General features: G+C 36.4%; 25 protein-coding genes. 14 read left to right on the forward strand and 11 right to left on the reverse strand.

The window, feature by feature from the left end:
• Window positions 1–80 precede the first annotated feature (80 nt).
• From BR43_RS00440 to BR43_RS00450, 3 genes are all read left to right on the forward strand, one after another.
• Window positions 81–695: a hypothetical protein gene (locus tag BR43_RS00440; protein WP_034558262.1), complete on the forward strand. Its 615-nt coding sequence runs from the start codon at window positions 81–83 to the stop codon at window positions 693–695.
• Window positions 696–768: 73 nt separating this feature from the next.
• Window positions 769–1755 carry a DNA/RNA non-specific endonuclease gene (locus BR43_RS00445; RefSeq protein ID WP_051933755.1) on the forward strand — a complete coding sequence of 329 codons (987 nt, stop codon included), beginning with the start codon at window positions 769–771 and terminating at the stop codon, window positions 1753–1755.
• 181 nt (window positions 1756–1936) lie between these two features.
• Complete coding sequence (locus BR43_RS00450; protein WP_034558264.1) at window positions 1937–3547, forward strand: IS1634 family transposase; 1611 nt, start codon at window positions 1937–1939, stop codon at window positions 3545–3547.
• Between the two features lie 144 nt (window positions 3548–3691).
• On the opposite strand, the gene lacG is transcribed toward BR43_RS00450, so the two are convergent.
• The 10 genes from lacG to lacA (BR43_RS00500) all read right to left on the reverse strand — a co-directional run bounded on the left by lacG (window position 3692) and on the right by lacA (BR43_RS00500) (window position 12327).
• Window positions 3692–5095: a 6-phospho-beta-galactosidase gene (gene lacG / locus BR43_RS00455; protein ID WP_034558266.1), complete on the reverse strand. Its 1404-nt coding sequence runs from the start codon at window positions 5093–5095 to the stop codon at window positions 3692–3694.
• A gap of 15 nt (window positions 5096–5110) precedes the next feature.
• Complete coding sequence (locus BR43_RS00460; protein ID WP_211252887.1) at window positions 5111–6826, reverse strand: lactose-specific PTS transporter subunit EIIC; 1716 nt, start codon at window positions 6824–6826, stop codon at window positions 5111–5113.
• Between the two features lie 5 nt (window positions 6827–6831).
• Window positions 6832–7149 (reverse strand): PTS lactose/cellobiose transporter subunit IIA, encoded by a 318-nt coding sequence (locus BR43_RS00465; RefSeq protein WP_034558270.1) that lies wholly within the window; start codon window positions 7147–7149, stop codon window positions 6832–6834.
• 19 nt (window positions 7150–7168) lie between these two features.
• A complete protein-coding gene (lacD, locus tag BR43_RS00470; protein ID WP_010051920.1) occupies window positions 7169–8149 on the reverse strand; it encodes a tagatose-bisphosphate aldolase in 981 nt (326 codons plus the stop codon).
• A gap of 3 nt (window positions 8150–8152) precedes the next feature.
• Window positions 8153–9085 (reverse strand): tagatose-6-phosphate kinase, encoded by a 933-nt coding sequence (gene lacC, locus BR43_RS00475; protein ID WP_010051918.1) that lies wholly within the window; start codon window positions 9083–9085, stop codon window positions 8153–8155.
• 12 nt (window positions 9086–9097) lie between these two features.
• A complete protein-coding gene (lacB, locus tag BR43_RS00480; RefSeq protein WP_010051917.1) occupies window positions 9098–9613 on the reverse strand; it encodes a galactose-6-phosphate isomerase subunit LacB in 516 nt (171 codons plus the stop codon).
• 20 nt (window positions 9614–9633) lie between these two features.
• A complete protein-coding gene (lacA, locus tag BR43_RS00485; protein ID WP_034558271.1) occupies window positions 9634–10062 on the reverse strand; it encodes a galactose-6-phosphate isomerase subunit LacA in 429 nt (142 codons plus the stop codon).
• Between the two features lie 233 nt (window positions 10063–10295).
• A complete protein-coding gene (locus tag BR43_RS00490; protein WP_010051915.1) occupies window positions 10296–11174 on the reverse strand; it encodes an aldose 1-epimerase family protein in 879 nt (292 codons plus the stop codon).
• A 164-nt stretch (window positions 11175–11338) separates the two neighbouring features.
• Window positions 11339–11860, reverse strand: coding sequence for a galactose-6-phosphate isomerase subunit LacB (gene lacB, locus BR43_RS00495; protein ID WP_034558272.1), 522 nt, complete (start codon window positions 11858–11860; stop codon window positions 11339–11341).
• Window positions 11861–11898: 38 nt separating this feature from the next.
• On the reverse strand, window positions 11899–12327 hold the full coding sequence (gene lacA / locus BR43_RS00500) for a galactose-6-phosphate isomerase subunit LacA (RefSeq protein WP_034558273.1): 429 nt from the start codon (window positions 12325–12327) through the stop codon (window positions 11899–11901).
• A gap of 373 nt (window positions 12328–12700) precedes the next feature.
• On the opposite strand from lacA (BR43_RS00500), the gene BR43_RS00505 reads away from it, so the two are divergent.
• From BR43_RS00505 to BR43_RS00525, 5 genes are all read left to right on the forward strand, one after another.
• Window positions 12701–13192 carry a PTS sugar transporter subunit IIA gene (locus BR43_RS00505; RefSeq protein ID WP_034558274.1) on the forward strand — a complete coding sequence of 164 codons (492 nt, stop codon included), beginning with the start codon at window positions 12701–12703 and terminating at the stop codon, window positions 13190–13192.
• Between the two features lie 35 nt (window positions 13193–13227).
• Entirely contained in the window at window positions 13228–13533 is a 306-nt protein-coding gene (locus BR43_RS00510; protein WP_034558275.1) for a PTS sugar transporter subunit IIB, read from the forward strand.
• A 300-nt stretch (window positions 13534–13833) separates the two neighbouring features.
• Entirely contained in the window at window positions 13834–15276 is a 1443-nt protein-coding gene (locus BR43_RS00515; protein WP_034558427.1) for a PTS galactitol transporter subunit IIC, read from the forward strand.
• A 423-nt stretch (window positions 15277–15699) separates the two neighbouring features.
• A complete protein-coding gene (locus BR43_RS00520; RefSeq protein WP_034558276.1) occupies window positions 15700–16452 on the forward strand; it encodes a DeoR/GlpR family DNA-binding transcription regulator in 753 nt (250 codons plus the stop codon).
• Between the two features lie 583 nt (window positions 16453–17035).
• The gene (locus BR43_RS00525) at window positions 17036–17578 is read left to right on the forward strand and encodes an IS110 family transposase (protein ID WP_034558277.1); all 543 of its coding nucleotides are present in this window, start codon (window positions 17036–17038) and stop codon (window positions 17576–17578) included.
• On the opposite strand, the gene BR43_RS00530 is transcribed toward BR43_RS00525, so the two are convergent.
• Complete coding sequence (locus tag BR43_RS00530; RefSeq protein ID WP_034558278.1) at window positions 17520–19124, reverse strand: IS1634 family transposase; 1605 nt, start codon at window positions 19122–19124, stop codon at window positions 17520–17522. The genes BR43_RS00525 and BR43_RS00530 overlap by 59 nt on opposite strands.
• 515 nt (window positions 19125–19639) lie before the next feature.
• Between BR43_RS00530 and BR43_RS19770 the strand changes: the two genes are divergently transcribed.
• From BR43_RS19770 to BR43_RS00555, 6 genes are all read left to right on the forward strand, one after another.
• Window positions 19640–19813, forward strand: coding sequence for a hypothetical protein (locus tag BR43_RS19770; RefSeq protein ID WP_155520245.1), 174 nt, complete (start codon window positions 19640–19642; stop codon window positions 19811–19813).
• A 235-nt stretch (window positions 19814–20048) separates the two neighbouring features.
• On the forward strand, window positions 20049–20522 hold the full coding sequence (locus BR43_RS00535; protein WP_051926833.1) for a JAB domain-containing protein: 474 nt from the start codon (window positions 20049–20051) through the stop codon (window positions 20520–20522).
• A gap of 277 nt (window positions 20523–20799) precedes the next feature.
• Window positions 20800–21009 (forward strand): hypothetical protein, encoded by a 210-nt coding sequence (locus BR43_RS00540; protein ID WP_034558279.1) that lies wholly within the window; start codon window positions 20800–20802, stop codon window positions 21007–21009.
• Between the two features lie 193 nt (window positions 21010–21202).
• Window positions 21203–21625, forward strand: a complete 423-nt coding sequence (locus BR43_RS00545; protein ID WP_034558281.1) for a cupin domain-containing protein — start codon at window positions 21203–21205, stop codon at window positions 21623–21625.
• Window positions 21626–21745: 120 nt separating this feature from the next.
• Window positions 21746–22399, forward strand: a complete 654-nt coding sequence (locus BR43_RS00550) for an ABC transporter ATP-binding protein (RefSeq protein ID WP_034558286.1) — start codon at window positions 21746–21748, stop codon at window positions 22397–22399.
• Window positions 22396–23154 (forward strand): ABC transporter permease, encoded by a 759-nt coding sequence (locus BR43_RS00555; protein ID WP_034558288.1) that lies wholly within the window; start codon window positions 22396–22398, stop codon window positions 23152–23154. Before BR43_RS00550 ends, BR43_RS00555 begins: the two co-directional genes overlap by 4 nt.
• Window positions 23155–23278 lie beyond the last annotated feature (124 nt).

The following is a 23278-nucleotide window of genomic DNA, read 5'->3' on the forward strand; positions in this document are numbered from 1 at the left end:
AATTTAAATTTATTTAGAAGCTATTATGTCTTCATTTGATATAAGAATTACAAAAATAAAAAAACGGATGGTGACAATTTATGGCAGGTGGTCCTGGTATTAAAAGTAAAAAAAATCCTCATTACGATGAACCTTTACTCACCATTTATAAAACAGAAAATTCTAACATTGAAGATTTTATGCAGTCTGAAATTGATAAAAATGATAGTCCGCTGAAATTACAAATAAGCCATCAATCAGCAGCTATCGGTGAATTAGCTGGCCTGGCAACAGAAATAATTGATTTATTAACTGGGCCTTTCGTTACCTCAATTGTAAATCTCTATGGATTGATTACTATTGGATCTCATCTAACTTCATTTATAAAAAAAGCGAGTACCAATAATCAAAAAATAAAGGTTTCTGAAAAAGGAATAGGGTATATAGCTACATATTTAAATGAAGATAAGCTATTAAATAATCAAGATTTCGTTGAATTTATTGGCCCTTATTCAATATCAAATCCAAATTCCACGTTGAACGACCTTGTAAATATTAACATTTCTGGACTAGATAAAATTTCCGGTGTTTTGATAGCTTTTAAATTTAAGGAAAGCCTAGAAACATTTAGAATAGAGTGGCAGATATATAACAATAGCGGTCAGCTTGTTCTTTCATGGGTCACATATGATTCTCCGGAAACGATAACTGACTAATATTTCAAGAAAATATCTGGAATCCTATGAAGATAGGATTCTTTTTAATTTCAACTTAAAAGGAGTGAATCACATGATAAAAGGAAGAAAGTTATTGTGGACTATGAGCAGTATACTGTTGCTCAGTGGGTGTACCCCGACAGAAGCAGTAACAGAAGAAATAAAGGCGTCTAGTTCGATCGAATCTAGCGTTGAAGTGGCTTCAGTACCTACTGATACGGAAGAAAGTAAAGAAATCGAGGAAGTATATTCAGACTCGGTAGTTCCTTCGGATGCTTCTGAAAGTGCCGAACCCCAGTCATCTGTATCATTTGATGGCTATACATTAATCGAAGTGTACGGCGGGGACTTGTCAGGCTATCGTACAGCAAATGTTGTCGTTGATATCGGTTTTGGTGACAGGGAATATTGGGCCTATACAAATGAATATGGGCAATTGGTTCGAGTTGTTGCAGCAGAAATCATTTTGCAAGATAATGCCACTGAACCAGTCAATTCTGAAGGACGTTATTATGATGACGAAGCAAAAGTGCCGGGCACAGAGAACGCAAATCTCGACGAAGGACATGTTATAGCAGACTCCTTAGGGGGTGTGGCCAATGCCTATAACATAACACCACAAGACAGTGTGCTGAATCGTCATGGGGATCAGGCTTATATGGAACGAAACATTGTACAAGCAGGTGGGGCCACTAATTTTGAGGCGATCATTACCTACCCAGATACAACTACACAAGTTCCAAGTTATTATAAATACACGTATACGATTAATGGATACCAAGTAGTAGATGAATTCCAAAATGTTAACCCAGATGAATACAATGCAGCACAAGGGCTAACAGGAGAGGCTAGCTCAACTCCTGACAGTTCTGGAATAGCAACATTCGCTGCGCCTACCGAAACTGCTGGAGGAGACGTATCTGCTGTAGATACGAACGGCAATGGACAAGTCACGATCCAAGAAGCGAAAAATGCAGGGTACGCCATGCCGATTTATAGTAATCATTGGTTGTATCCATACATGGATGACCGAGATGGGGATGGACAAGTCGGGGAATAATTTAAAAATATTCAAAATGGTTATATTAAAACTGTATTCTTAACAACCTGCATTCCCGAAACACCTAACTATGATTTAACAAAAAAAAGCTGAAACCATTGATATTAATAGGTTTTAAACACTCTCGCCATTACATAAACCTAGTTATGTGTTATACTATACATAACTAGGAGGCGGCAGAATGGCTATTATAAACCAGTTTGATAAACGAAGTGGCATTACCTATGTTTACGAATCCATATCCTATTGGGATAAGGAAAAGAAACAACCCCGGGCGAAACGCACACTGATCGGTAAGCGTGATTCTAATACAGGAGAAATCATTCCGACCGATGGTCGTGGCAGAAAACACAAGGAGGATCCGGAAGCTGCTAACTCAAGGAAACCAGGACCGGTACCTATCGAAATAGCTAGCCGCAGGTTTTACGGTACCACATATCTACTGGATGAGATTGGTAAAAAACTGGGTCTAACAGAAGATCTTAAGCAATGCTTTCCCGCTAGCTACAAACAAATCCAATCCATTGCTTACTATATGATTCTTGAATCTGAATCCCCGCTTTTTCGTTTTGAAAAATGGAGCACACTTCATAAGCATCCCTATGATAAAAATATTTCTTCACAGCGCAGCAGTGAACTTTTTTCAGATATTTCTGAAGAAGAAAGAACAAAGTTCTTTATGCTTCAGGAGAAACGACGCTCCGGAGATGAATACTGGGCTTATGATACTACCTCAGTGTCCAGTTATTCCCAAACGCTTCGCCAAGCTCAATATGGCAAAAACAAGGAAGACGATAGACTGCCTCAGATTAACTTGGCACTCGTATTCGGTGAAAAATCCGGTCTTCCTTTCTATTATCGAAAGCTAGCCGGCAACATTCCGGATGTGCGGACTGTTCAAAATCTTCTAGCGGATTTTGCAGTTCTCGGCTTTGATAAAGTGAAACTGGTCATGGACCGTGGATTTTATAGCGAGGCGAATGTCAACGGCCTTCTTAAGGATCACTTGAAATTCATTGTTGCGATTCAGACAAGCAATTGCTTTGCACGCAAAGCAATCGATACCGTTTATGACAACTTCCGTTCTTTCGAGAACTTCGATGAGCAGCATGAATTGTATTCCAAGACTGTCCTTTCAGAATGGGAATATAAGCAAGAACGCCCCTACAAGAAGGATGTTCTCACAGATAAAAAGCGGGTTTATTTACACATTTACTTCAACATCGATAAGTTTGCTGAAGATGAAACCAACTTCGATCGTAAACTTATGGCTATGCGGAAGGAGATTCTGAGTGGCAAACGTGTTGCGAAACATGAGCGATTCTACAAGCAGTATTTCCAAATTAAAGAAACTCCGATTCGTGGCTTACAGGTTACTGTTATAGAAGATGCAGTGAAGGCGACAAAACGTTATTATGGCTACTTCACTTTGATATCCAACGAAAAGATGGATGCCATGGCCGCACTGGAATTATACAGAAACAAAGATCTCATCGAGAAAGCCTTTGGTAATATTAAAGACCGCTTAAATCTTCGCCGCCTATTGGTGTCATCTGAGAAAAGCCTTGACGGAAAACTCTTCGTTGCATTTGTCGCGCTCATATATTTATCTTATCTCAAAAAACACATGCATGAAGCAGAACTTTATCAAAACTATACGATTCAGTCTGCCTTGGATAAACTTGATATTATAGAATGTTTTGAGTATCCAGGCTACGACCTTAGGGTCGGTGAGGTTCTTACAAAGCAAAAACAAATTTACGAAGCACTAGGCATCACCCCGCCTGCATAGTTATGTGTTGGCGGGAATCCAGGTTGCAACGGAGATGAAGGTTCGTTGAAGGGTTGAAACCCGTGGTACCGGACAATACGACAAAAAAACAAGAGAGGTATATTTTCATATAGCTCTCTTGTTTTATATTTATGAATAAACGTACTATTCGATTATCTGAGTTTCTGCCAACTTCTTATACCAGTATGCACTTTTCTTCGGATAACGTTCCTGTGTTTCAAAATCCACATAGAATAATCCATAGCGTTTCTCATAGCCATTTGACCATGAGAAAACATCCATCAATGACCATATGAAATAACCTTTCACGTTCACACCTGCTGTTATTGCATCTGAAATGATCTCTAAATGCTTTTTAACATAATCGATACGTGCATCATCCTTGACTGTACCATCTACGAATTCATCTTTATAACCTAAGCCATTTTCAGTAACATAGATTTTTTTATAATTAGGATAATCATTTTTGACCCGCATCATTTGATCATATAAGCCTTGTGGATAGATCATCCAGTCCCAATCAGTTCGTGGAACATCTACGTCAAACTCTCTTCTTCCGACACCTTTTAGCTGATATTTAGATCCGCCTTTAGCTCCGGTTGAATTATGCGTAATTTCTGATTCACCATCAAAGGCACGCATCCAATCGCTCATGTAATAATTAATGCCTAGAAAATCATTTAAATCCTTAGCTGCTTCAAGAATTTCAAAATCTTCTTCACGAAGGTCTAACTTGCCACCATTTACGGAGAGAATATGATTGACACCCTCCATCGTTTTTTGAGAGTACCTACCCAAGTAAGTGGCATCAAGAATAAATTTATTGTGAATAATGTCTTCCAATTCTGCTGCTCGAACATCACCTGGATTAGATGGATCATAAGGGTACTTTGTTGGAAGTGCATGAACGACACCAATTTCTCCTGAATATCCATTATCCTTATAAAGCTTGACAGCTCTTGCATGTGCAAGCATCATATTATGATGGGATTGGAATAATTTTTCAAAATCATACTTAATCCCTGGTGGGAATTTACCCACTAAGTACTGACCATCACCTATCGGGCCTATTTCGTTGAACGTAGTCCAATAGTTAACTTCTGAAAATTCTTTAAAACAGAATTCAGCGTAATTAACAAAATAGTCAATGTTTTTACGATTTAAGAAGTCTCCATCTGAATGCAACACTTCAGGAGTATCAAAATGATGCAGCGTGACAAAAGGTTCTACATGACGTTTATGACATTCTGAAAAGAGATTATGATAGTATTCAACGCCTTTAGGATTTACTTCACCAAAACCAGTCGGAAAAATACGTGACCATGCAATGGAAATCCGAATGCCGTTTACACCGAATTTTTCACTAAGCTCCAGGTCCACAGGATAACGATGATAAAAATCACTGGCTGGCTCTGCTGTATACCAATAGTTTTCTTCAAGATAAGTATCCCAAGCTACACGGCCTTTGCCATCTGTTTGCGTCGCCCCTTCAGCTTGATAGGCTGCTGTTGCGCCGCCGAAAATAAAATCTTTTGGTAACTTCTTCATATTATAACCTCCCGTCTAGTCTTCGAATTGTTCTTGAACAAATGCAAGAGCCCCTTGGCCATCACGGGTCAATTTAATGTATTGACCTCCTTGCGTTTTAGCAAGTTTAACGCCCAATCTATCAGTATCCTGTTTGATATCTTCGTAATTCGAAGCCACTTGAGGTGCCAGGATGACTAAATCATAGTCTTTCATGATATCCATGTGCGCCCCATAGCTACCTGCTGCTGCTTTTACAGGAGCCCCATATTCAGCCGCAGCTTTATTTAAAGCATTAGCAAGAAGGCCACTTGTTCCCCCACCAGCACAAAGGACAAGAACATTTTTAGCTTCCGTTATTTTATTTTCAAAAACTTTCGAATCATTCTCGTTCGTATCAGCACTTGCAAGGACCGCTTTGGCTTTTTTAGTATCAAAGCTGCCTTCAACTTTTTCTTTCAAACTATCCGTAGATGATACTCCAGCTTTTTCTTCTTCAAGAATTTGTGCATCGTAGACTTTAAAGAATGGGTAGTAAATCACTACGTCCACTACAATCAATGTAAGAGCAAGAACAAGTGACATCAGCCCGAATCCTGTTCCGATAACGATCCCTAAAGGACCTGGTGTTGTCCAAGGCAAATTCACGCTAAAGCTGTTCATCCCAAGAACATCAACGAAGAATTTGAAAATCCAGACGTTGGCAATCGGTGCAAAAATAAAAGGCACAAAAAATACTGGATTTAAAACGATAGGTGCTCCAAATAAGATGGGTTCATTAACCCCAAAGAAAGTTGGTACAACTGACGCTCTGCCGATCGCCTTATTCCGTTTTGATTTTGATAACCACATGAACATGAATGGAACAACTAAAGTTGCACCTGTACCACCCATTGTAACGATAAACATCTGCGTTCCGGATGTCAGAATCTTATCTGCATGCTGTCCAGCCTGTAAAAGTTGGAAATTTGTTTCAATATTCGCATACGTAATCGCTGCAATAGCAGGTTCAACGATAGATGGCCCATGTATACCAACAAACCAGAACAGTGCATATGCACCAAATATGATTGTAATGCCCAAGTAACCATCAGCCGCTGTGAACAGTGGCTCGAATAACTTAATAACAGACTCCGCCACATTCGTGCCCATAATGTTCCTAGTCACTATATCCAAACCATAAAGAACGACTATCACTAAGGTAAAAGGAATGATATCTTTAAATACTTGTGAAATGTTTGGTGGTACTTCTTCCGGCATCCGGATTGTCACATTATTTTTCACAGTGATATTATAGATATTCACAGTAATGAACGCTGCAAGAAACGCTGTCAATAGTCCTTTTGTCCCTAAGAATCCGTTTGCAAATCCACCGCCCTCAACTGCATCCGCAGCAAGGAGTAAGAAACCAGATATGGAAGCCAACATAGTAGAAAGAAAGTTAATTTGATTTGTGTTTTCCAGCTTTCTGTTAAAGGAATCTGTTAAAGACTTTGCCGTTGTACCAGCAACCAAGACTCCTAAAATTCCCATTGTATATCCGTACGGTTTCATAATCAAAGCTTCAGTCGATGCACTCCATGAAAAACCGAATATATTAGGAACATAGGCAATCAATAAGAAAATACTTGAAAACAGAACAACAGGCATCGCTGAGATAAAGCCATCACGTATTGCGCGTAGATAGATATTACGGGATACTTTCTCAAAAAAAGGTTTAGCTTTTTCAATTTGTGCAATCAAGGCATTCATCATAATTAGTTGCTCCCTCTTTTATACAATTCGATTATATGTTTCATCAAATCCCTAAGCAGCAATGTTGTCATCAAGTGATCCTGTCCATGCATCATCGTAACGCTGTAAGCAATATCATCGCCTGAAGCTTCCATAGTAAGCAAACTTGTCTGAGCTTTATGAGCCTCTTTGATGCTGGTATTTGCTTCTTCGCATAATGCTTCGGCTTTATCATAATCACCTTTTTCCGCTGCTTTTAAAGCCTCCAAAAGGTATGATCGCGCTTCACCTGCATAGGCAACAATTTCAAACCCTAATAAAGTAGCTTCTTCCCTGTTCATTACATTCCCTCCAATTTGTTCAGATTTTTTCTGTCCAAGATGTTGCTGTCGTTTCAAGAACTTTGTTTAGTGTATCGATATTATTAAAGCCAGTCGTGCGCAACCATTCACGCGCAGCTTGCTCACCTTCTTTGATATAAACTGGAACTACACCCGCCCATGTTGCACGACCACATAAGACACCATTAAATTTAGCACCCGCATCGTGAGCAAAACGAAGTGTTTCTTGGAACAATTCCGCACTAACGCCTGCACTTAAATAAATATATGGAAGATGTGATGCTGCTTCTTGTTCTTTAAAAAAGTTAGCTGCTTCTTCTTTAGTATAAACAACTTCTCCATCTGAATATCCTTCTACATAATTCATATTCACTGGAACTTCAACTTTTAGAACGTCTACATTGTATCTATCATCTGAGAATACTTTCATTGCTTCGATAACTTTTCTTGGTTTAATTTTAGCGAACTCTGTGCTACTGTTATCCGTAACATTCTCATCATATGTTAAAATCTCCAGGAAGAATGGAATATCTTCAGCCACACATTCCGAACCTATACGCTCCATATATGCTAGTTTTTGAGTATTAATATAATCTGAAGAATCAACATCATAGTAAAGAAGGAATTTAACAGCATCTGCGCCTCTTTCTTTAATACGTTTAACTGACCATTCAACTAGGCAATCTGGTAATCGTCCTTCTGTATTTGCATCGTATCCAGTTTTTTCATATGCTAGCAGAAGACCTGAATTCTTATCACGAGCATCAGCAGCAGGCAAGCCATATTCAGGATCCAGAAGAATAGATGATGAATATTTTGTTAGTTCTTCTGAGACAAGCGTTTTCAATTTTTCCATATCCCCAACAGTTGGCTCTTCCGTTTGATGTGCAGCCATCATTTTTTTCAAAGCACCACGTTGATCAAATGCCAATGCTGAAATGATGCCTTTATCATCGCTTAAACGTTTTAAATATTCTTTTTTATTTTCGGTGTTTATCATTTTTTATACCTCTTCTACTTTTATTTTATCATATAACTTCTCAAAATTATCTAAGTTTACATGTCCAGTAAGTTTCTCTTGGGCATTCAGCATGCCCAACGTATTTGCTTTCTTCAGTAAGGAATCATCCGCTTCATCATTTACCAAGGCTGATACAATTCCGGCCACAGTTGAATCACCTGAGCCCACAGGATTTACGACAGAAATTTTAGGGATCGTCACTTGATAGAAAGTGTTTTGGTGTTTGGCGAAGGCACCTTTAGAACCGAGTGATACGACAATCCATTCGATACCTGTAAAAATATCTTGGGACAGTGCTGCTTTTAAGCTATCAACATCATCGGTAATCTCTTTGTTCAATATCTGTGATAATTCTTCTGTATTTGGCTTAATGACGGTTGGCTTACCGCTGCCTCTTAACACCTCAAGCATAGCCTCTCCTGAGCAATCAAGCACGACTGGCTTGTTATGCCTATTGCAAATTCCAATCATTTGAGAATAGTAAGTTGACGCAATTCCTTTCGGCAAACTACCTGAAATAGCGACTGCTTTGACTTGCGTTAGTAGTTGCTCGAAATGATTTAGAAATCCTTCTGCCTCAGCTTCTGTGATCACAGGTCCTTGCTCCAAAACCTCAGTTTGATGTCCATCATGGAGGATCGCAATACAGTTTCTTGTGTCGCCAGTAATTTTGTAGAATGAATGTTTAATATCAGTCTTATCAAGTTCATTTTCAATAAACTCACCCAATTTACCTCCAATTAAACCGCTCGCAACAACCGCTTCATTTAATTGCGATAAAACTCTAGTCACATTCAAACCTTTACCACCAGGTGTTTTGTATGTCTCTTCAACACGATTAACGGAATCGAGATGGAAATCTTTTATTTGGTAAGCAATATCGACTGAAGGATTCATAGTTATCGATAAAATCATCTTGCTTCTCCCCTAGTCATGATATTCACCGTTATCCCATTTCACTAAAAATTCATCAAAGAAATGAGGATCCATTTGATCTTTATTTACGCTTTCAACATGAGCTATTTTTGCAATCAATTCTTTATTTTCTTCTGTCTCTTGATACTCTGCATTGATAAAAGCCTCGATGATGTCACACATAAGTAGCTCACCTGTTATTTTCCCACCGAAACCAATCACATTTGCATTCAATTCTTTTTTAGCATACAGCGCTGTAGTCATGTCACGAACAAGAGCAGATCGAACTCCCGGTACTTTATTAACTGCATTGTTAATACCAACACCCGTTCCGCAAATACAAACACCTAAATCTGCTTCCCCGCTTGCTACAGCCTCCCCCACTTTTTTCCCAAAGATAGGATAGTGAGTACGATAAAAATCATATGTTCCAAAATCAAGAACTTCATGACCCAGCGATTTCAAAAAACTTGATACTTCCATTTTTGTGTCCGTTACAATGTGGTCACAACCAATAGCAATTTTCATTTTCATCTACCTTTCTTTAATTAACCTATTTTATTTAGCATATCAACGCGAATTTGATGTCTTCCACCTTCGTATTTTCCTGTAACGAATCCTTTTACGATATTTTTTGCAAGCGTAACCCCTACTATTTCACTCCCCATCGTAATCATTCGGGCATTATTGTGTCCCCTAGTCATATAAGCAGAGCGCTCATCTGAAACTTGAGCTGCAATCATACCTTTGATTTTTGTTGCTACCATAAAACTACCTGCGCCATAAGCGTCAATTACAATACCTAAGTTGTCGTCATCTTTTTTAACTTCTCGTGCTACTGCTAATGTGGTTTCAATGAAATCACTAGCTGAATTTCCACTAACATCGACTACCTCATAATTATTTTCCACAAGATAGTTTTTAATAATTGATTTCAATTCCTTACCCGCTAAATCTGCACCCAATATAATAGCCATATTAATTTCTCCTTACTAAAAATATTTTAATGAACTTACGAAGACAGTTTGGAAATTTTCAAATCATTTTTCGGGAAGCGTTTTTATTTCCTCATGCCCCTATTATAAACAGAACCAAACATATAATCAATCTTTTTTGTTCTTTTTTTTGTTTTATTTTTCTTTTTGATTCTCTATTCGTTCCTTTTTGTTTGCCGGCATGATAAAAAAGCTGTTTTTATTAGTGTTTCGCATCAAAACATTTCAATTGTAAATTTCAGGATTTTTTCCCTGCTTTTTTGCAAACAAATCATGCCATCTTTCTCTTCTAGTGATCCGATTTCACCCGCAATATCAGGTAATCCGTAGAATGGCTCGATACAAACAAACGGAGCATCTATTGTTTCTTTTGTCCATAGGCATAGGTAGGGGAAATCAGTCATATGCACGCTAACGCCATGCTTGCCTTTTGATGACGTCAATGTGACGGTCTCAATGTCTGCTTCATCAATGATGATAAGACCCTCACGAAATACTTCATGGCTCATTGGTAATGCCCCATTTTTCATTGCTGCGAATGGTTTTTTGCCACCCTTTCGGAATGGCGCTGGACCAATTTCGAAAAATTCCACATTTTTTTGGGGATTTATTGTGATTGTGTAGTCTTCATACGTCCCTTCACCATTCATCGGCACGTTAAAGCCTGGATGGCCCCCTACTGAGAACGGCATCATTTCTTCAGAATGATTTTCCACCTTATATGCTGTTTCCAATTTATTGTCCGTTAATGTGTAAGTAACCGAGTATACAAACTCATATGGATAAATCGCCTTCGTTTCTTTGTTTGCTCTTAAAGTGAAGGTTGCTTTTGTATCCGTTTTTTCCGTCACTTCTAATTCTGATATCTTTACAAAACCATGTTGTGGTAATTCATATGTTTTACTATTTTTTATGTGTTTATGTTCGTTCAAACGACCGATGATGGGAAATAAATTTGGTGCATGGCTAGACCAAACATTAGGATCTCCACCCCACAGATAATCAAAGCCTTCTTTTTTATTGTATATTTTTTGAAGTTCTGCTCCTTTTGTAGCTATCTCTACTAAAAGGTATTCATTTTCTAATAGGACCATTATGTCCCCTCCAATAATATTATTCTCACCTATTGCATACTATTCATATCTTGAAAAAAAGGAGCGGTATACGATTCGAACTATCTCCTGACCGAACACTGGTGCTAGCCACCGAAATTTCTGGAAATGGGAGACTTCTTTCGGAAAAACGTCAAAATAACTGATCAATCGTGATAGAATCCTTCAGACCATTTCTTCATTTCTTCATCGAATAAATGTTCGTTTATTTCAGTATTTGTTTCTTTTTCAGGTGCAATAGCATTAATTTTTTCAATTAATTTTTTATTTTCAGGTGTTTCTACATACTCGGTATTAATAAAAGCGTTTATAATTTCAAAAATCAAGTTCTTCCCAACAATCATGCCTCCAAAACCAATTACATTTGCATTCAATTCTTTTTTTGCATAAACCGCACTTGTAACATCTCTTACTAAGGCAGCTCTAGCACCAGGTACTTTATCTGCTGCAGTTGTGATCCCAACCCCTGTGCCACAAAGTGTGATTCCCAATTCTGCTTTTTTTGATACTACGGCTTCTGCCACTTTTTTTCCAAAAATTGGATAATGTGTACGGGTAAAATCATATGTTCCAACATCAATTACTTCGTGCCCTTGTTGTTTCAAGTAATCCGATACCGCAATCTTAACATCTGTGACAATGTGGTCACATCCTAATGAAATAATCATTTTTCTTTCCTCCATTTTCCATGTTGTTTATTTTGTTATTACAGCATCTTATTTAACATATCAACTCGGACTTGATGTCTACCAGCTGCATAATCAGCATGAATATAATATTTAACTAAATTAACAGCTAAATCTTTGCCCACCACACCTGAACCAATAGTAATCGCTTTTGCACCATTGTGTTCGCGTGTCATTTTTGACGAATTTTCATCCGTAACGTTTGCGGCAATCATTCCTTTTATTTTATTTGCTGCCATGTAAGAACCAACGCCAAATTGATCAATTATAATACCTGTGCTATCTTCATCCTTTAAGACTGCTGCTGAAACTGCAAGAGCGGCCTCAACAAAATCTGCAGCGGGGGTTTCAGACAAATCAATCACTTCAAAGCCCTCTTCTTTAATAACTTTCTTTAACAATTCTTTTAATTCAAAACCTGCTTTATCTGCACCTAATACAATACTCATTTTTCTTCCCCTCCATGATCTAATCGATAACTGACAATTAGTATATTTATTCTTTACACACATTAATTTACCACCTTTATCGAACAGTGTCAAAAATTTACGAACATTTTTTCACTTCACAAAAGATTTTGTCTTGATTCAATACGTCCAGCTCTTTAATAAGCCATCATACGGGCAATTAGGATGTTCATAATCCAATCCCTCTATATAAACTGAACTTAATATTCACAATGCCTTTATCATATTTATACAAAATAAAAATTTTTCAGTAATTGAAAACGTTGACATCCCCTGTATAAGCGTATATAATCAAAAATGTAAAACAAAAACAAATAAAAACAAATAAAAACAAACAAAAAGGTGGCTGACGGAAATGGGAACTGAAATAGAAACTGAACATTTGTTCTTTAAAGACTCAATCTTTATCACTCAAAAAAAATCTGTGGAAGAGATTTTCAAAGAAATAAGTACTCAGTTAGTAGCAAAAAAATTAGTGAAGGATAACTTTTTTGAGAATTTATTAATTCGAGAAAAAAATTTCCCTACTGGTTTAGATTTATCTGTTATCGATTCTTCTTTACCTAATATTGCTATTCCACATACCGAGGGAGAATTTGTAAATACTCGACGTGTTGTACCAATTAAATTAATGTACCCGGTAACATTCAATAATATGATAGACCCTACTAAACAAGTAGAAGTTAATTTTTTATTCATGATTTTAAATAACGATCCTGTTGGTCAAGCAAATGTATTATCAGAAATAATGGGTTTCTTATCCAAAGTTAAACCTAAAGAATTGAAAGATTTCTTCAACTATACCTGTGAAGAAAGTATTCTCAATTTTTTAAATGAAAATTTTTAATCCAATCAAAATAACCTATAATGGAGGAATTATTAATGATTAAAATTTTAGCCGCATGTGGAGCAGGAGTTAATTCTAGTCATCAAATTAAAGATGCTATCGAAAGAGAATTAACAGATAGAGGATACAAAGTCCATGTAGATGCCGTAGTCATCAAAGATATTAGTGAAGATATGTTTAAGCATTATGACATCTTCACTCCCATCTCCGTTCCAAATTTAGGTTTTAAAATTTCTATTCCGATTGTAGAAGCTGGCCCTATTCTTTACCGGATTCCAGCTTTGGCCGTACCTGTTTTTGATGAATTAGAAAAAGTTATTAAAAAAAATAAATTAGTCTAAAGCCTAAATTATTCATACTTTTTATTGGACTGCTTCTAATGCTTCTCATGCCTACATTCCGCACCTTTTGGGTGTTCAACAAAGACGTGAAAAACGCTATTGTAGCAAGGCTAGTCGTAACTGCTTGAAATGGTATGAATAATTCAGGTAAAAGTTTAAAAGATAATAAGTACCCTGCATTCCCTCTAGAATTATGACGTGAATTATGAAAAAAAGATTTAGATACAGGATTTTTCAATACCTCGTTATAACAATTCGGGAATCCAGGAAGTACTACACAATGAGGAGGAGTTTACAATGATCGACGTAATCATAAAGTTTGCAAACTTAATTTTCCAGCCCCTAATCAATCTTGGTTCTGCACCAATGATGATGATTCTCTTGACCATATTTGCTATGTTAATGGGAGTCAAATTTTCAAAAGCTTTAGAAGGTGGTTTAAAACTAGCCATTGCATTAACCGGTATGGGAATTGTCATTGGTATCTTAACAAGCGCATTTTCGGAAGCTTTACAAGCTTTTGTTGAAAATACAGGCATCCAACTTTCCGTTACCGACGTTGGTTGGGCACCATTAGCAACCATTACATGGGGATCTCCTTACACCTTATTTTTCTTACTTGTATTAGTTATTATCAATATGGTTATGTTAGCAATTAATAAAACGAACACGCTAGACGTGGATATCTTTAACTTCTGGCACCCAGCCCTATTAGGTATTATTATCCTCTATTATTCTAAAAATCTATTCGTCGCTACCTTATTCGTAGTATTTATCGGTGTTCTTAAATTTATTAACTCTGATTTAATGAAACCGACTTTCAATGATTTATTGAGCATGCCTGATTCAAATCCGACCACCACAACCCATTTAAACTTTATGTTAAACCCAGTTATCATGCTATTCGATACTATTTTTGAAAAATTCTTTTATAAACTTGATAAATACGATTTTAACGCAGCTGATTTAAACAAAAAAATTGGTTTTTGGGGATCAAAATTTGCCATTGGCTCTTATTTAGGTCTATTTGTAGGTTTGTTAGGACAACAATCTGTTTCACAAATTTTCTCTCTCGCTTTCACAGGTGCTGTATCTCTTGAACTATTCTCTCTTATCGGATCTTGGTTTATCGCCGCAGTAGAACCTTTGTCTCAAGGTCTAACTACTTTCATGGCAAAACGTTTTCCAGGCCGTCAATTCTACATTGGTATAGATTGGCCATTCCTTGGTGCTCGTGCAGAAATGTGGGCTGCAGCTAATGTATTAGCCCCTATCTTGTTGATAATGGCCATGTTCTTACCCGGAAATAGTATCCTTCCACTTGCTGGTATTATTGCAATTGGTTTAACTCCTGCATTATTAGTCGTTTGTCGTGGTAAGATGTTAAGAATGATTACAATTGGAGTATTTATGTTACCGATCTTCTTATGGTCAGGAACAATGATTGCTCCAATGATAACCCAAACAGCACAAAACGTTGGTGCATTCCCCGCTAACTTAGCTTCAACTCAATTAATTTCCCACTCAACAAAAGAAGGTCCAATTGAAAGTATGCTAGCTGTATGGATTGGTAAAGCTATATCTAATCCACAAGTTCAAACAATTCTTTTAGCAGTAGGTGCGCTTGCTGTTTATTCTCTATTATTCGTATGGTATGCACATAAAATGAAACAACGAAATCTAGCGTATAAGAACGCAGAAGAAGCTGCAAAAGTAGTAGTTGATTCTATTGATATAGCGTAAACCCGTATTTAAAAGATGCATATAAATGAAAAGCACCTCCTTAATTTGATACGATAATCGTACCAAATTAAGGAGGTGCTTTTCATCCTGAATTCCGGAATTTATACCGCGGGTGGGACAAACTCCCAATAGCTCAACAAAAATAGGTTTTTCATGTCAAATTTGGAGGTGGTATGAATAATTCAGGATTGATTTAAGTTTCTCTAATTGAATTTGAGTATTCATAAAATACTTCTAAACTCCTGAGCATAACTATTCGTTCGTTTATTCAACGTTACTATATCAGCTGTTCAAATTTTTATGTGCAGCTTTTAGATTTTATCTATTTGACATACGCTTACAATGGTGATAAATTGTTATTAGCACTACTAAAGAAACATTTTTAAACAATTTAGGACAATAGAGTGCGGGGGAGATAATCACATGTTAAAACAACAACGTTTAAATATTATTCAAGACTTAATATCACAGAGGAAAATTGTTCAGGTGTCTGATTTAACAAACATCCTAAATGTTACAGAAATGACAGTAAGACGAGATTTAAAAACTTTGGAGGATGCAGGCAAACTTCTACGGATCCACGGTGGAGCAAAACCTGTGGACAATTCATTCAACAAAGAACTGTCTCATATTGAGAAGCAAGAAATCATGATAGAAGAAAAAAAATATATTTCAAAAAAAATTGCAAATTTAATTAAAAGTGGCGACACAATATTTTTAGGTCCCAGTACAACAATCGAGAATGTGTACGATTACATGGAAGACTTTCCAACAAGGATCATTACTAATTCAATCCATGTCTTTAATAAATTTAACAACTCCAACAAATATGATTTGATTCTAATAGGCGGTAGCTATAGATACCGAACAGGAGCTTTTGTTGGGAGTATCGCCAATCAAGCGCTGTCTAAGATGAGAATTTCAAAAGCTTTTATCGGAACAAACGGAATAAGCAGGAATGAAATATATACTGCAAATGAAGAAGAAGGTACTACTCAAGAAATTGTGTTGAACAATGCCAGGGAAAAATATATTGTCGCCGACTCAAGCAAAATAGACAAAGAGGATTTTTATAAGTTTTACAATCTCGATGAAATAACAGCCTTGATTACAGACGAAAAAATAACGGATAAAGAAAAAAAAGACATTGAAAAATATACTAGAATTATTTGCTAACCTGACCGTTTCCTTACAACCTTTATAAATTGAACTTGGATATGATGGACTTCCCAATCTCTGTACGATATTAGCTTGAGTATGTTTGATTCACTAATAACTTGATTGAAATCAAAAAAAATCCAAATTTTCTCCTGATATAAGTCTTTCGTTTTCCAATCCAATATATCCCCTCAGTTGAAAGTAGATTAGATAACAAAAACAACGATTTTTCGCGGATCGTTGTTTTTTAGCTCCTTTCATCAAATTGTACATGAAGGTTTCCTTCAAACAGCTTCGTTGACCGCTTTCATTACCCGAAAGATGTTTGCATATTTCGGGTAATGAAAGCCCGAAATGCACAAAAAACTTTAAGTTCGCTTCGCGAACAAATCCATGACAGAAAATAAGTTGCCGCTTATAATTTAATCGAAGGTAACACAAATTCAACCTCTTTAACGGAGTTTTGCCGAACCCGTACAAAAAACTGAATGATTTCATCTTGTTGAGAAAAACCGAATATACCTATGAGTATGGAAACAAAATTACAGATCTATTTCGATGAAATCCGTTATCTTCTCATTTTTTTATAGGAGGGATTTCCATGGAAGTTATGGTTGAAACCTGTTGTGGTATCGATGTGCATCAAAAATCCATTGTTTGTTGTATCCTTGACGGCCCGTTAGACACGAACAAACCAAAAAAGCAGCCTCGTACCTTTGGTACAACAACAAAGAAACTACGAGAAGCATTGACGTGGATTCAATCTCATAACGTAACGCATGTTTTTTTCGAAAGTACTGGGCAATATTGGATTCCCATATTTAATATTTTTTATGACAGTAATCTAACGTTGATACTGGCGAATCCGCAACACATTAAAAATCTTCCTGGCCGGAAGACGGATATGAATGATGCGGAATGGATTGCCCAACTTGGTAGATGTGGTCTGATCCAGCCATCCTACATCCCTTGCGAAGAAGTTCAACAATTGCGGCTTCTGACAAGACGTCGGAAAGCCTATACCGAACGCATCACCCAATGCAAAAATGAAATTCATAATATTTTACAACCTGAATTCCCGGAATTTATAACGAGGGAAGGGCAACGCCTAACGCCTCGTATAATTCCTTCTGCTTCGTCGTAACCTCTCCCAACACGCGACCGTGCCCGGGGGCCTCAAATAATTCAATCATGTCCAGTTCGTCCAGTACACCTTGAAGGGTCCATTGGTTAAATAGCTCGGCATCCTGCATCTTCTTTTTCACGTAGGATAAGTAGATTAAGGCGATGAATTCCACAAAAAGCTTCCCATTCAGGGACAATTCGGATGAAACTTGCATTCTTCTGAAGTTGAGGCGCTCTTTTAAATTGCCGAAGGCTTTTTCAACAACATCCTTGCTGCGATAAAGAGACAACGCTTCAAACGGATCATTGACCTCATTAGAAAGCAAGGCGAAGTAACCATAATTTCTAACCGCATTGCGCATCGCCTCTTCTTTAGGCGTGATTTTCTTCCCTCGTTTAGGTGTCTCAGTAACTTCGAAGTACTTATCATAATCTTTCATACGATAATCTTTTAGTGTATTTTCCTTCAGATCTTGGTGAAGGGCTGTCAGATAGTCGTTCATGTCTACCTGATCTTTAATCGCTTTTTCAGGATTGTAGAACAGATGCAGATACGCGCGCTTTTCCAATTTTATCACATCACCTTTATACGGACGTTCCTGTTCGTATTCCCAGTTTATTGTGCGACATACACCGTAGGTGGTGAACTGTGTTTCGAAGTTTGACCAAAGTTTCAAGTTCTCACGTTCCGCTTCCAACACACCCTTGACATATTTGAGTTTGAGTTGCACTCCTATCACGAATTTCTGGTGGTGTTTATACAAGGCGTTGATATTATCCTTGCTGTAAAAACCTCGATCAAATATCACGTTGACCTTTTTGTAGCCCATTACATCAAATTCCTTCATGAGTTGCCGAACCGTTTTAACATCGGTGATATTTCCGGAGAGCTTGCGGTAATAAAAGGGCAGTCCGGATTGCGCCCCAAACAAGAGTGCCAAGTTGATTTGTGGCAAGCGGTCGTGTTCCTTGTTTCGTCCCTTCTTCACTTGCGATAAGACCTCTGAGTAACTCGATATCGACGTAGTGTCAAATGCCCAATACTCCTTTTCCATCCGGCGGTTGCCTTGTTTCTGAAAGAAGGCCATCCGGCCTTCCTCATCGATTGCTTGGAATAGGTCGCTGCTTCGTTGTGAAGGAATATCCTGGCAATACGGGTGATGATGCAGTTTTTGCCAATGGGAAAAACGACTCAAGGCGTTATTCTCTTCGAGAATCAAGTAATAGGCGATCGACAGAATTTGCTTATAATGCTCCGGGAAGATGGCCTTAAGGTCCGCGTATACGCCTGTCTGCTTGCCAATTTGATCGAGCAGATAACCTGCCCCATAGAAGATTCTTCGGACTTGTGTCATTGGAATCGGCCCTGGCTTAACTTCCGATGAAGTCGGGGCCGGTTTCTTTTTGTACGAACGTGTTGGGACGATTTCACCTGTAACCGGATCGACTTTTCCAATCAGTGTCCTCTTAGCGCGTGATTGTTGCTTTTCCTTATCCCAGTAGGGTTCATTCTGATAGGCATAAGTAATGCCCGTTTTCTTGTTTGTCTGAAAAATAACTGCCATATCAACACTCCTCGTTATACATTATATTATATAACGAGTTATAAGTCTACAAAAAAACCGCTATATATCAATCGTTATAGCGGTTTTTCGAGTGATTATCGTTACACAATTCGGGAATGCAGGTTTAATGCAATTGTACATGCAAGTAGTTTAACAAAAGGCGGTACTGCCATTCAGAGAAGTCGTATGGTAGGCGGACATAAAGGATAGTGATAATATGACAACAATACAAGAAATAATTCAGGATTATAAGGAGAACAAAATACCATTAAGTGAGTTACAAGAAACTATCTGGGGATTATCAGAAAGCTCATTAGAAATGATTTCAGAAGAATCCATACATTATTATATAAATTTAATAGAACCAAGGATATGAACAAAATATACAACCGTAATGAAAATGTATGTTGGTTATCCATTAAAAAAGATAAAAAAATCAAAGACAATATATTGTAATATGATGGTATAATAATACAAAATCTTATTTACTATGAGTGTTTTAGGAGATGTTTATAGTGTTCGATGTATTAAAAGAAATGATATATAACAATTATAATGCGAATACCTTGCAAGACCATATAGATTCTTTACATACAATACTAGATAACAATGTAGAAAAAATGACTATTTCAGAAGTAGAATATGAAGTACTAAATGAACTGATTGGTGATTTAAATAATATCAATTAGTATATTGGCAGATCGGTAAGTGTAAATAACAAAAGATATGTAGGTAAAAAACATGTATATGCCTATCCAATTAGCTTTATTGATTTTTTATCTTATTTAAAACAATTTGTAAAAGAACCATTTACTGTTTTAGCAGTAAACGGTTCTTTTTCCCTAATTACAATAAGTGATATAAAAAAATGATTTGAATATTAAAAGCGTACTTTTAATACAACAAAGAAAAGGGAGGTACAAAATGAAAACAGTAAAAGAGATAGAGGGGAAAAAATCAGTACAATTAATAAAAGAAGTGGTGAGAGTAAAACAAACTGTTGTAGAAAGACCAGTTGAATACAATACAATGATTACTAGTACTACGATAGCTAAACAAATAGGAATTGACGAAATAGGAGACGAAGCTCAAGAAGTGTTACTTTTAGTTGCACTAAATACTAAAAATAAAATCAATGCTATTCACAAAGTGTTTAGTGGATCACTAGATAGCAGCATAGCGCACCCAAGAGAAATATTCAGAAGTGCTTTGTTGAATAATGCAGCAAGAATACTGATTTATCATAATCACCCTAGTGGAAATACTGATCCATCAATTGAAGATTATGAGCTTACAGATAGATTTTTTGCAGCAGGAGAATTGCTAGGAATAGAAGTGTTAGATCATATTATAGTTGCTGGAAATGATGCAATATCTTTTAGAGAAAACACTTTATAAAATAAAAAAACAAAAGAGTAGTAAGAACTATGGGTTGGGCGTTATAACTCACTGGAAAACTTATTCTGCAACTTGATAATTTTTTTAATGTTTAATTTTTTAGTTTAGCTATATAATTAAGAATAAGTAGTAGAAGAAATAAAATTAATAGGTTCAGAACAAAAAAAGAAAAAATCCTATCCAGAAAAAATAAAAAATAAAAAAAACTAGTGACTTTAAATATTTTTTATGTAGGTCAATAAAATAAGTAACAACTTATAAGAAAGCAGGGATGAAAATGACTCAGACAGACTTAGATTTAATTGCAGAGTCTTATCAAAAAGCTTTATTTTTACCTAAAAGAAGAAAAAATGAAACGTTAGTTTCGTTGATGAATCAGCTTGAACATAGGTATTCCACATTCATTATTAATCCTATTGGAGAAGATCTAGAACGAGAAGAAGTACGGTTATACAAGGAAATCAGTAATGCGCGTGACTTTTCATAATTATATAACTGGTGGTAATCCAAGTAGCTCCGTCACAACATGAGCGACGGAGCTACTTGGTTTAATGGGTGATTATGTTAAGTAAATGTTAAAATAGGATTTAAAATACTTGCTTTTTAGATAATGATAAGATAAAATTAGATTGTAATAAATATTATTAAATAATTAGTGTAAAAACGGAGGGATTAGGATAATGAGTATTGATTTTAAAGATCATGGCAAAAAACCTTATGTAGTCAATATTGAAGAGGCTACTGTGCAAAACGATAATTATCGGACAACAATATGGACAGGAGAAAAATTACAAGTAACGGTAATGACTATTCAACCGAACGATGATATTGGTTTAGAAGTGCATAAAGGAATCGATCAATTTATTCGTATCGAAGAAGGGCAAGGATTATGCCTTATGGGACCGTCCGAAGACAACTTGAATTTTGAACAATCCGTTTCTGAAGATGAGGCAGTTTTTGTTCCAGCAGATATGTGGCATAATATCAAAAACACTGGAGATACTCCCTTAAAGTTATATACCATTTATGCTGGACCTGATCATATTGAAGGAACCGTTCATCCAACCCATGAAGATGCAAAAAATGATCCAAACGAACATTAAAAAAAATTACTGAAAAAATAATGATTTAAGCCCAAAAATTTGAGTTCTACTTTTATTTTTGGGTTCTTTTTTATTTTTTTGAAATAAACCTACATATGAACGATTTGAGGAGGTAAATATATGGAGGCACCATTATTAAAAACAACAAATTTAGAATTCGAGGTAGATGGTAAAACTATTTTAAAAGGTATCACTCTAACTATTGAAAAAGGAGATTTTTTAACGATTACAGGTCCATCTGGTAGTGGTAAAAGTACATTATTAAAAATTATTGCCTCAATGTTATCGCCCACCGAAGGCAAATTATGTTATCAAAATAAACCAGTTGAAGAATATGAACCGACTGATTACCGAAAAGAAGTATCCTACTGTTTTCAAACGGCGACTCTTTTTGGAGAAACAGTAAAAGATAATTTAACGTTTCCTTATGATATTAGAAATCAGCCTTTTAATGAAAAAAAGGCCTTATCTGCTTTAAAAAGCGTTGGTTTAGGAAAAGAGTACCTAACTAAATCAGTCCATGCATTATCTGGCGGTGAAAAGCAAAGAGTAGCGTTAATTCGTAATATATTGTTTATGCCTAAGGTTCTATTGCTAGATGAAGTGACAAGCGCATTGGATGAAGAAAATCAGACTATTATTCGTTCCTTGATCCGTAATCTAAATCAAGAGCAAGGCATTACGATAGTATGGGTCACACATAATACAGTAGAGATTCAATCTTCAAATCGTATTGTCCACTTAGTTAATGGAGAAATGGAGGAACCTAAATGAACTTAGCTATTAATAATGCATCTTTATTATTTGCAACAGCTTTGGTTGGAATAGCACTTATTGTTGTTTATAAAGAAAAATTAGGATTAGGTAAAGATATTTTAATCGGTGTGGTTCGAGCAGTTATTCAATTAGTTGCAGTTGGTTTTTTGTTGGGCTACGTTTTTAATTTAAATAATATTATTGTGACATTAGCACTTGTTTTAGTCATTATTTTTAACGCCTCTTTTAATGCTGGTAAGAAAAGCAATGGCATATCAAATGCATTTAAAATATCGTTTATTGCTATATTAACAGCAACTAGTTTGACTTTAGTAGTGCTCCTTCTATCGGGAGCTGTTTTATTCATTCCTTCGCAGGTGATTCCAATATCAGGAATGATTGCTAGTAATTCAATGATTGCGATTGGAATTTGTTATCGAAACTTAAATGCAAAATTTAAAGACCAACGTCAACAAGTATTAGAAAAGTTAGCTCTAGGAGCAAATTTAAAACAAGCCTCTATTACAATCGTACGTGACAGTATTCGCTCAGGTATGTTGCCTACCATAGAGTCTGCAAAAACAATAGGAATCGTTAGTTTACCCGGAATGATGTCAGGATTAATGTTTGCTGGTGTAGATCCAACACATGCAATAAAGTACCAGATTATGGTTACCTTTATGTTGCTTTCTACAACAAGTATTGCATCTGTTATGGCTAGTTACATGGCATACAAAGAATTTTATACCGAAAGCAAACAATTAAAGAATTAAAAGCTCCTTTTTTCTAGAGAAGTTTGTTATTGAGAAGTTTATTTTTTTATAAAAAATAGAGTAAGAAAAGGAGGAAATTAAGATTGATTCCTAGATCCCCGTTTTCTCACTCTGTTTTAGTATC

The organism is Carnobacterium gallinarum DSM 4847, from assembly GCF_000744375.1.
GTDB lineage: Bacteria > Bacillota > Bacilli > Lactobacillales > Carnobacteriaceae > Carnobacterium > Carnobacterium gallinarum.

What these genes read in the sequence shown, in the direction of transcription:
- BR43_RS00505 (WP_034558274.1), top strand. Translation starts at nt 12,701, where the DNA reads ATGGGAACTGAAATAGAAACTGAACATTTGTTCTTTAAAGACTCAATC.
- BR43_RS00530 (WP_034558278.1), bottom strand. Translation starts at nt 19,124, where the DNA reads ATGGCAGTTATTTTTCAGACAAACAAGAAAACGGGCATTACTTATGCC.
- lacB (WP_010051917.1), bottom strand. Translation starts at nt 9,613, where the DNA reads ATGAAAATTGCTATTGGTTGTGACCACATTGTAACGGACACAAAAATG.
- BR43_RS00465 (WP_034558270.1), bottom strand. Translation starts at nt 7,149, where the DNA reads ATGAACAGGGAAGAAGCTACTTTATTAGGGTTTGAAATTGTTGCCTAT.
- BR43_RS00490 (WP_010051915.1), bottom strand. Translation starts at nt 11,174, where the DNA reads ATGGTCCTATTAGAAAATGAATACCTTTTAGTAGAGATAGCTACAAAA.
- lacA (WP_034558273.1), bottom strand. Translation starts at nt 12,327, where the DNA reads ATGAGTATTGTATTAGGTGCAGATAAAGCAGGTTTTGAATTAAAAGAA.
- lacG (WP_034558266.1), bottom strand. Translation starts at nt 5,095, where the DNA reads ATGAAGAAGTTACCAAAAGATTTTATTTTCGGCGGCGCAACAGCAGCC.
- lacC (WP_010051918.1), bottom strand. Translation starts at nt 9,085, where the DNA reads ATGATTTTATCGATAACTATGAATCCTTCAGTCGATATTGCTTACCAA.
- BR43_RS00555 (WP_034558288.1), top strand. Translation starts at nt 22,396, where the DNA reads ATGAACTTAGCTATTAATAATGCATCTTTATTATTTGCAACAGCTTTG.
- BR43_RS00450 (WP_034558264.1), top strand. Translation starts at nt 1,937, where the DNA reads ATGGCTATTATAAACCAGTTTGATAAACGAAGTGGCATTACCTATGTT.
- BR43_RS00510 (WP_034558275.1), top strand. Translation starts at nt 13,228, where the DNA reads ATGATTAAAATTTTAGCCGCATGTGGAGCAGGAGTTAATTCTAGTCAT.
- BR43_RS00545 (WP_034558281.1), top strand. Translation starts at nt 21,203, where the DNA reads ATGAGTATTGATTTTAAAGATCATGGCAAAAAACCTTATGTAGTCAAT.
- BR43_RS00540 (WP_034558279.1), top strand. Translation starts at nt 20,800, where the DNA reads ATGACTCAGACAGACTTAGATTTAATTGCAGAGTCTTATCAAAAAGCT.
- BR43_RS00445 (WP_051933755.1), top strand. Translation starts at nt 769, where the DNA reads ATGATAAAAGGAAGAAAGTTATTGTGGACTATGAGCAGTATACTGTTG.
- BR43_RS00535 (WP_051926833.1), top strand. Translation starts at nt 20,049, where the DNA reads ATGAAAACAGTAAAAGAGATAGAGGGGAAAAAATCAGTACAATTAATA.
- lacD (WP_010051920.1), bottom strand. Translation starts at nt 8,149, where the DNA reads ATGATAAACACCGAAAATAAAAAAGAATATTTAAAACGTTTAAGCGAT.
- BR43_RS00550 (WP_034558286.1), top strand. Translation starts at nt 21,746, where the DNA reads ATGGAGGCACCATTATTAAAAACAACAAATTTAGAATTCGAGGTAGAT.
- BR43_RS00525 (WP_034558277.1), top strand. Translation starts at nt 17,036, where the DNA reads ATGGAAGTTATGGTTGAAACCTGTTGTGGTATCGATGTGCATCAAAAA.
- BR43_RS00460 (WP_211252887.1), bottom strand. Translation starts at nt 6,826, where the DNA reads ATGAATGCCTTGATTGCACAAATTGAAAAAGCTAAACCTTTTTTTGAG.
- BR43_RS00440 (WP_034558262.1), top strand. Translation starts at nt 81, where the DNA reads ATGGCAGGTGGTCCTGGTATTAAAAGTAAAAAAAATCCTCATTACGAT.
- lacA (WP_034558271.1), bottom strand. Translation starts at nt 10,062, where the DNA reads ATGGCTATTATATTGGGTGCAGATTTAGCGGGTAAGGAATTGAAATCA.
- BR43_RS00520 (WP_034558276.1), top strand. Translation starts at nt 15,700, where the DNA reads ATGTTAAAACAACAACGTTTAAATATTATTCAAGACTTAATATCACAG.
- lacB (WP_034558272.1), bottom strand. Translation starts at nt 11,860, where the DNA reads ATGATTATTTCATTAGGATGTGACCACATTGTCACAGATGTTAAGATT.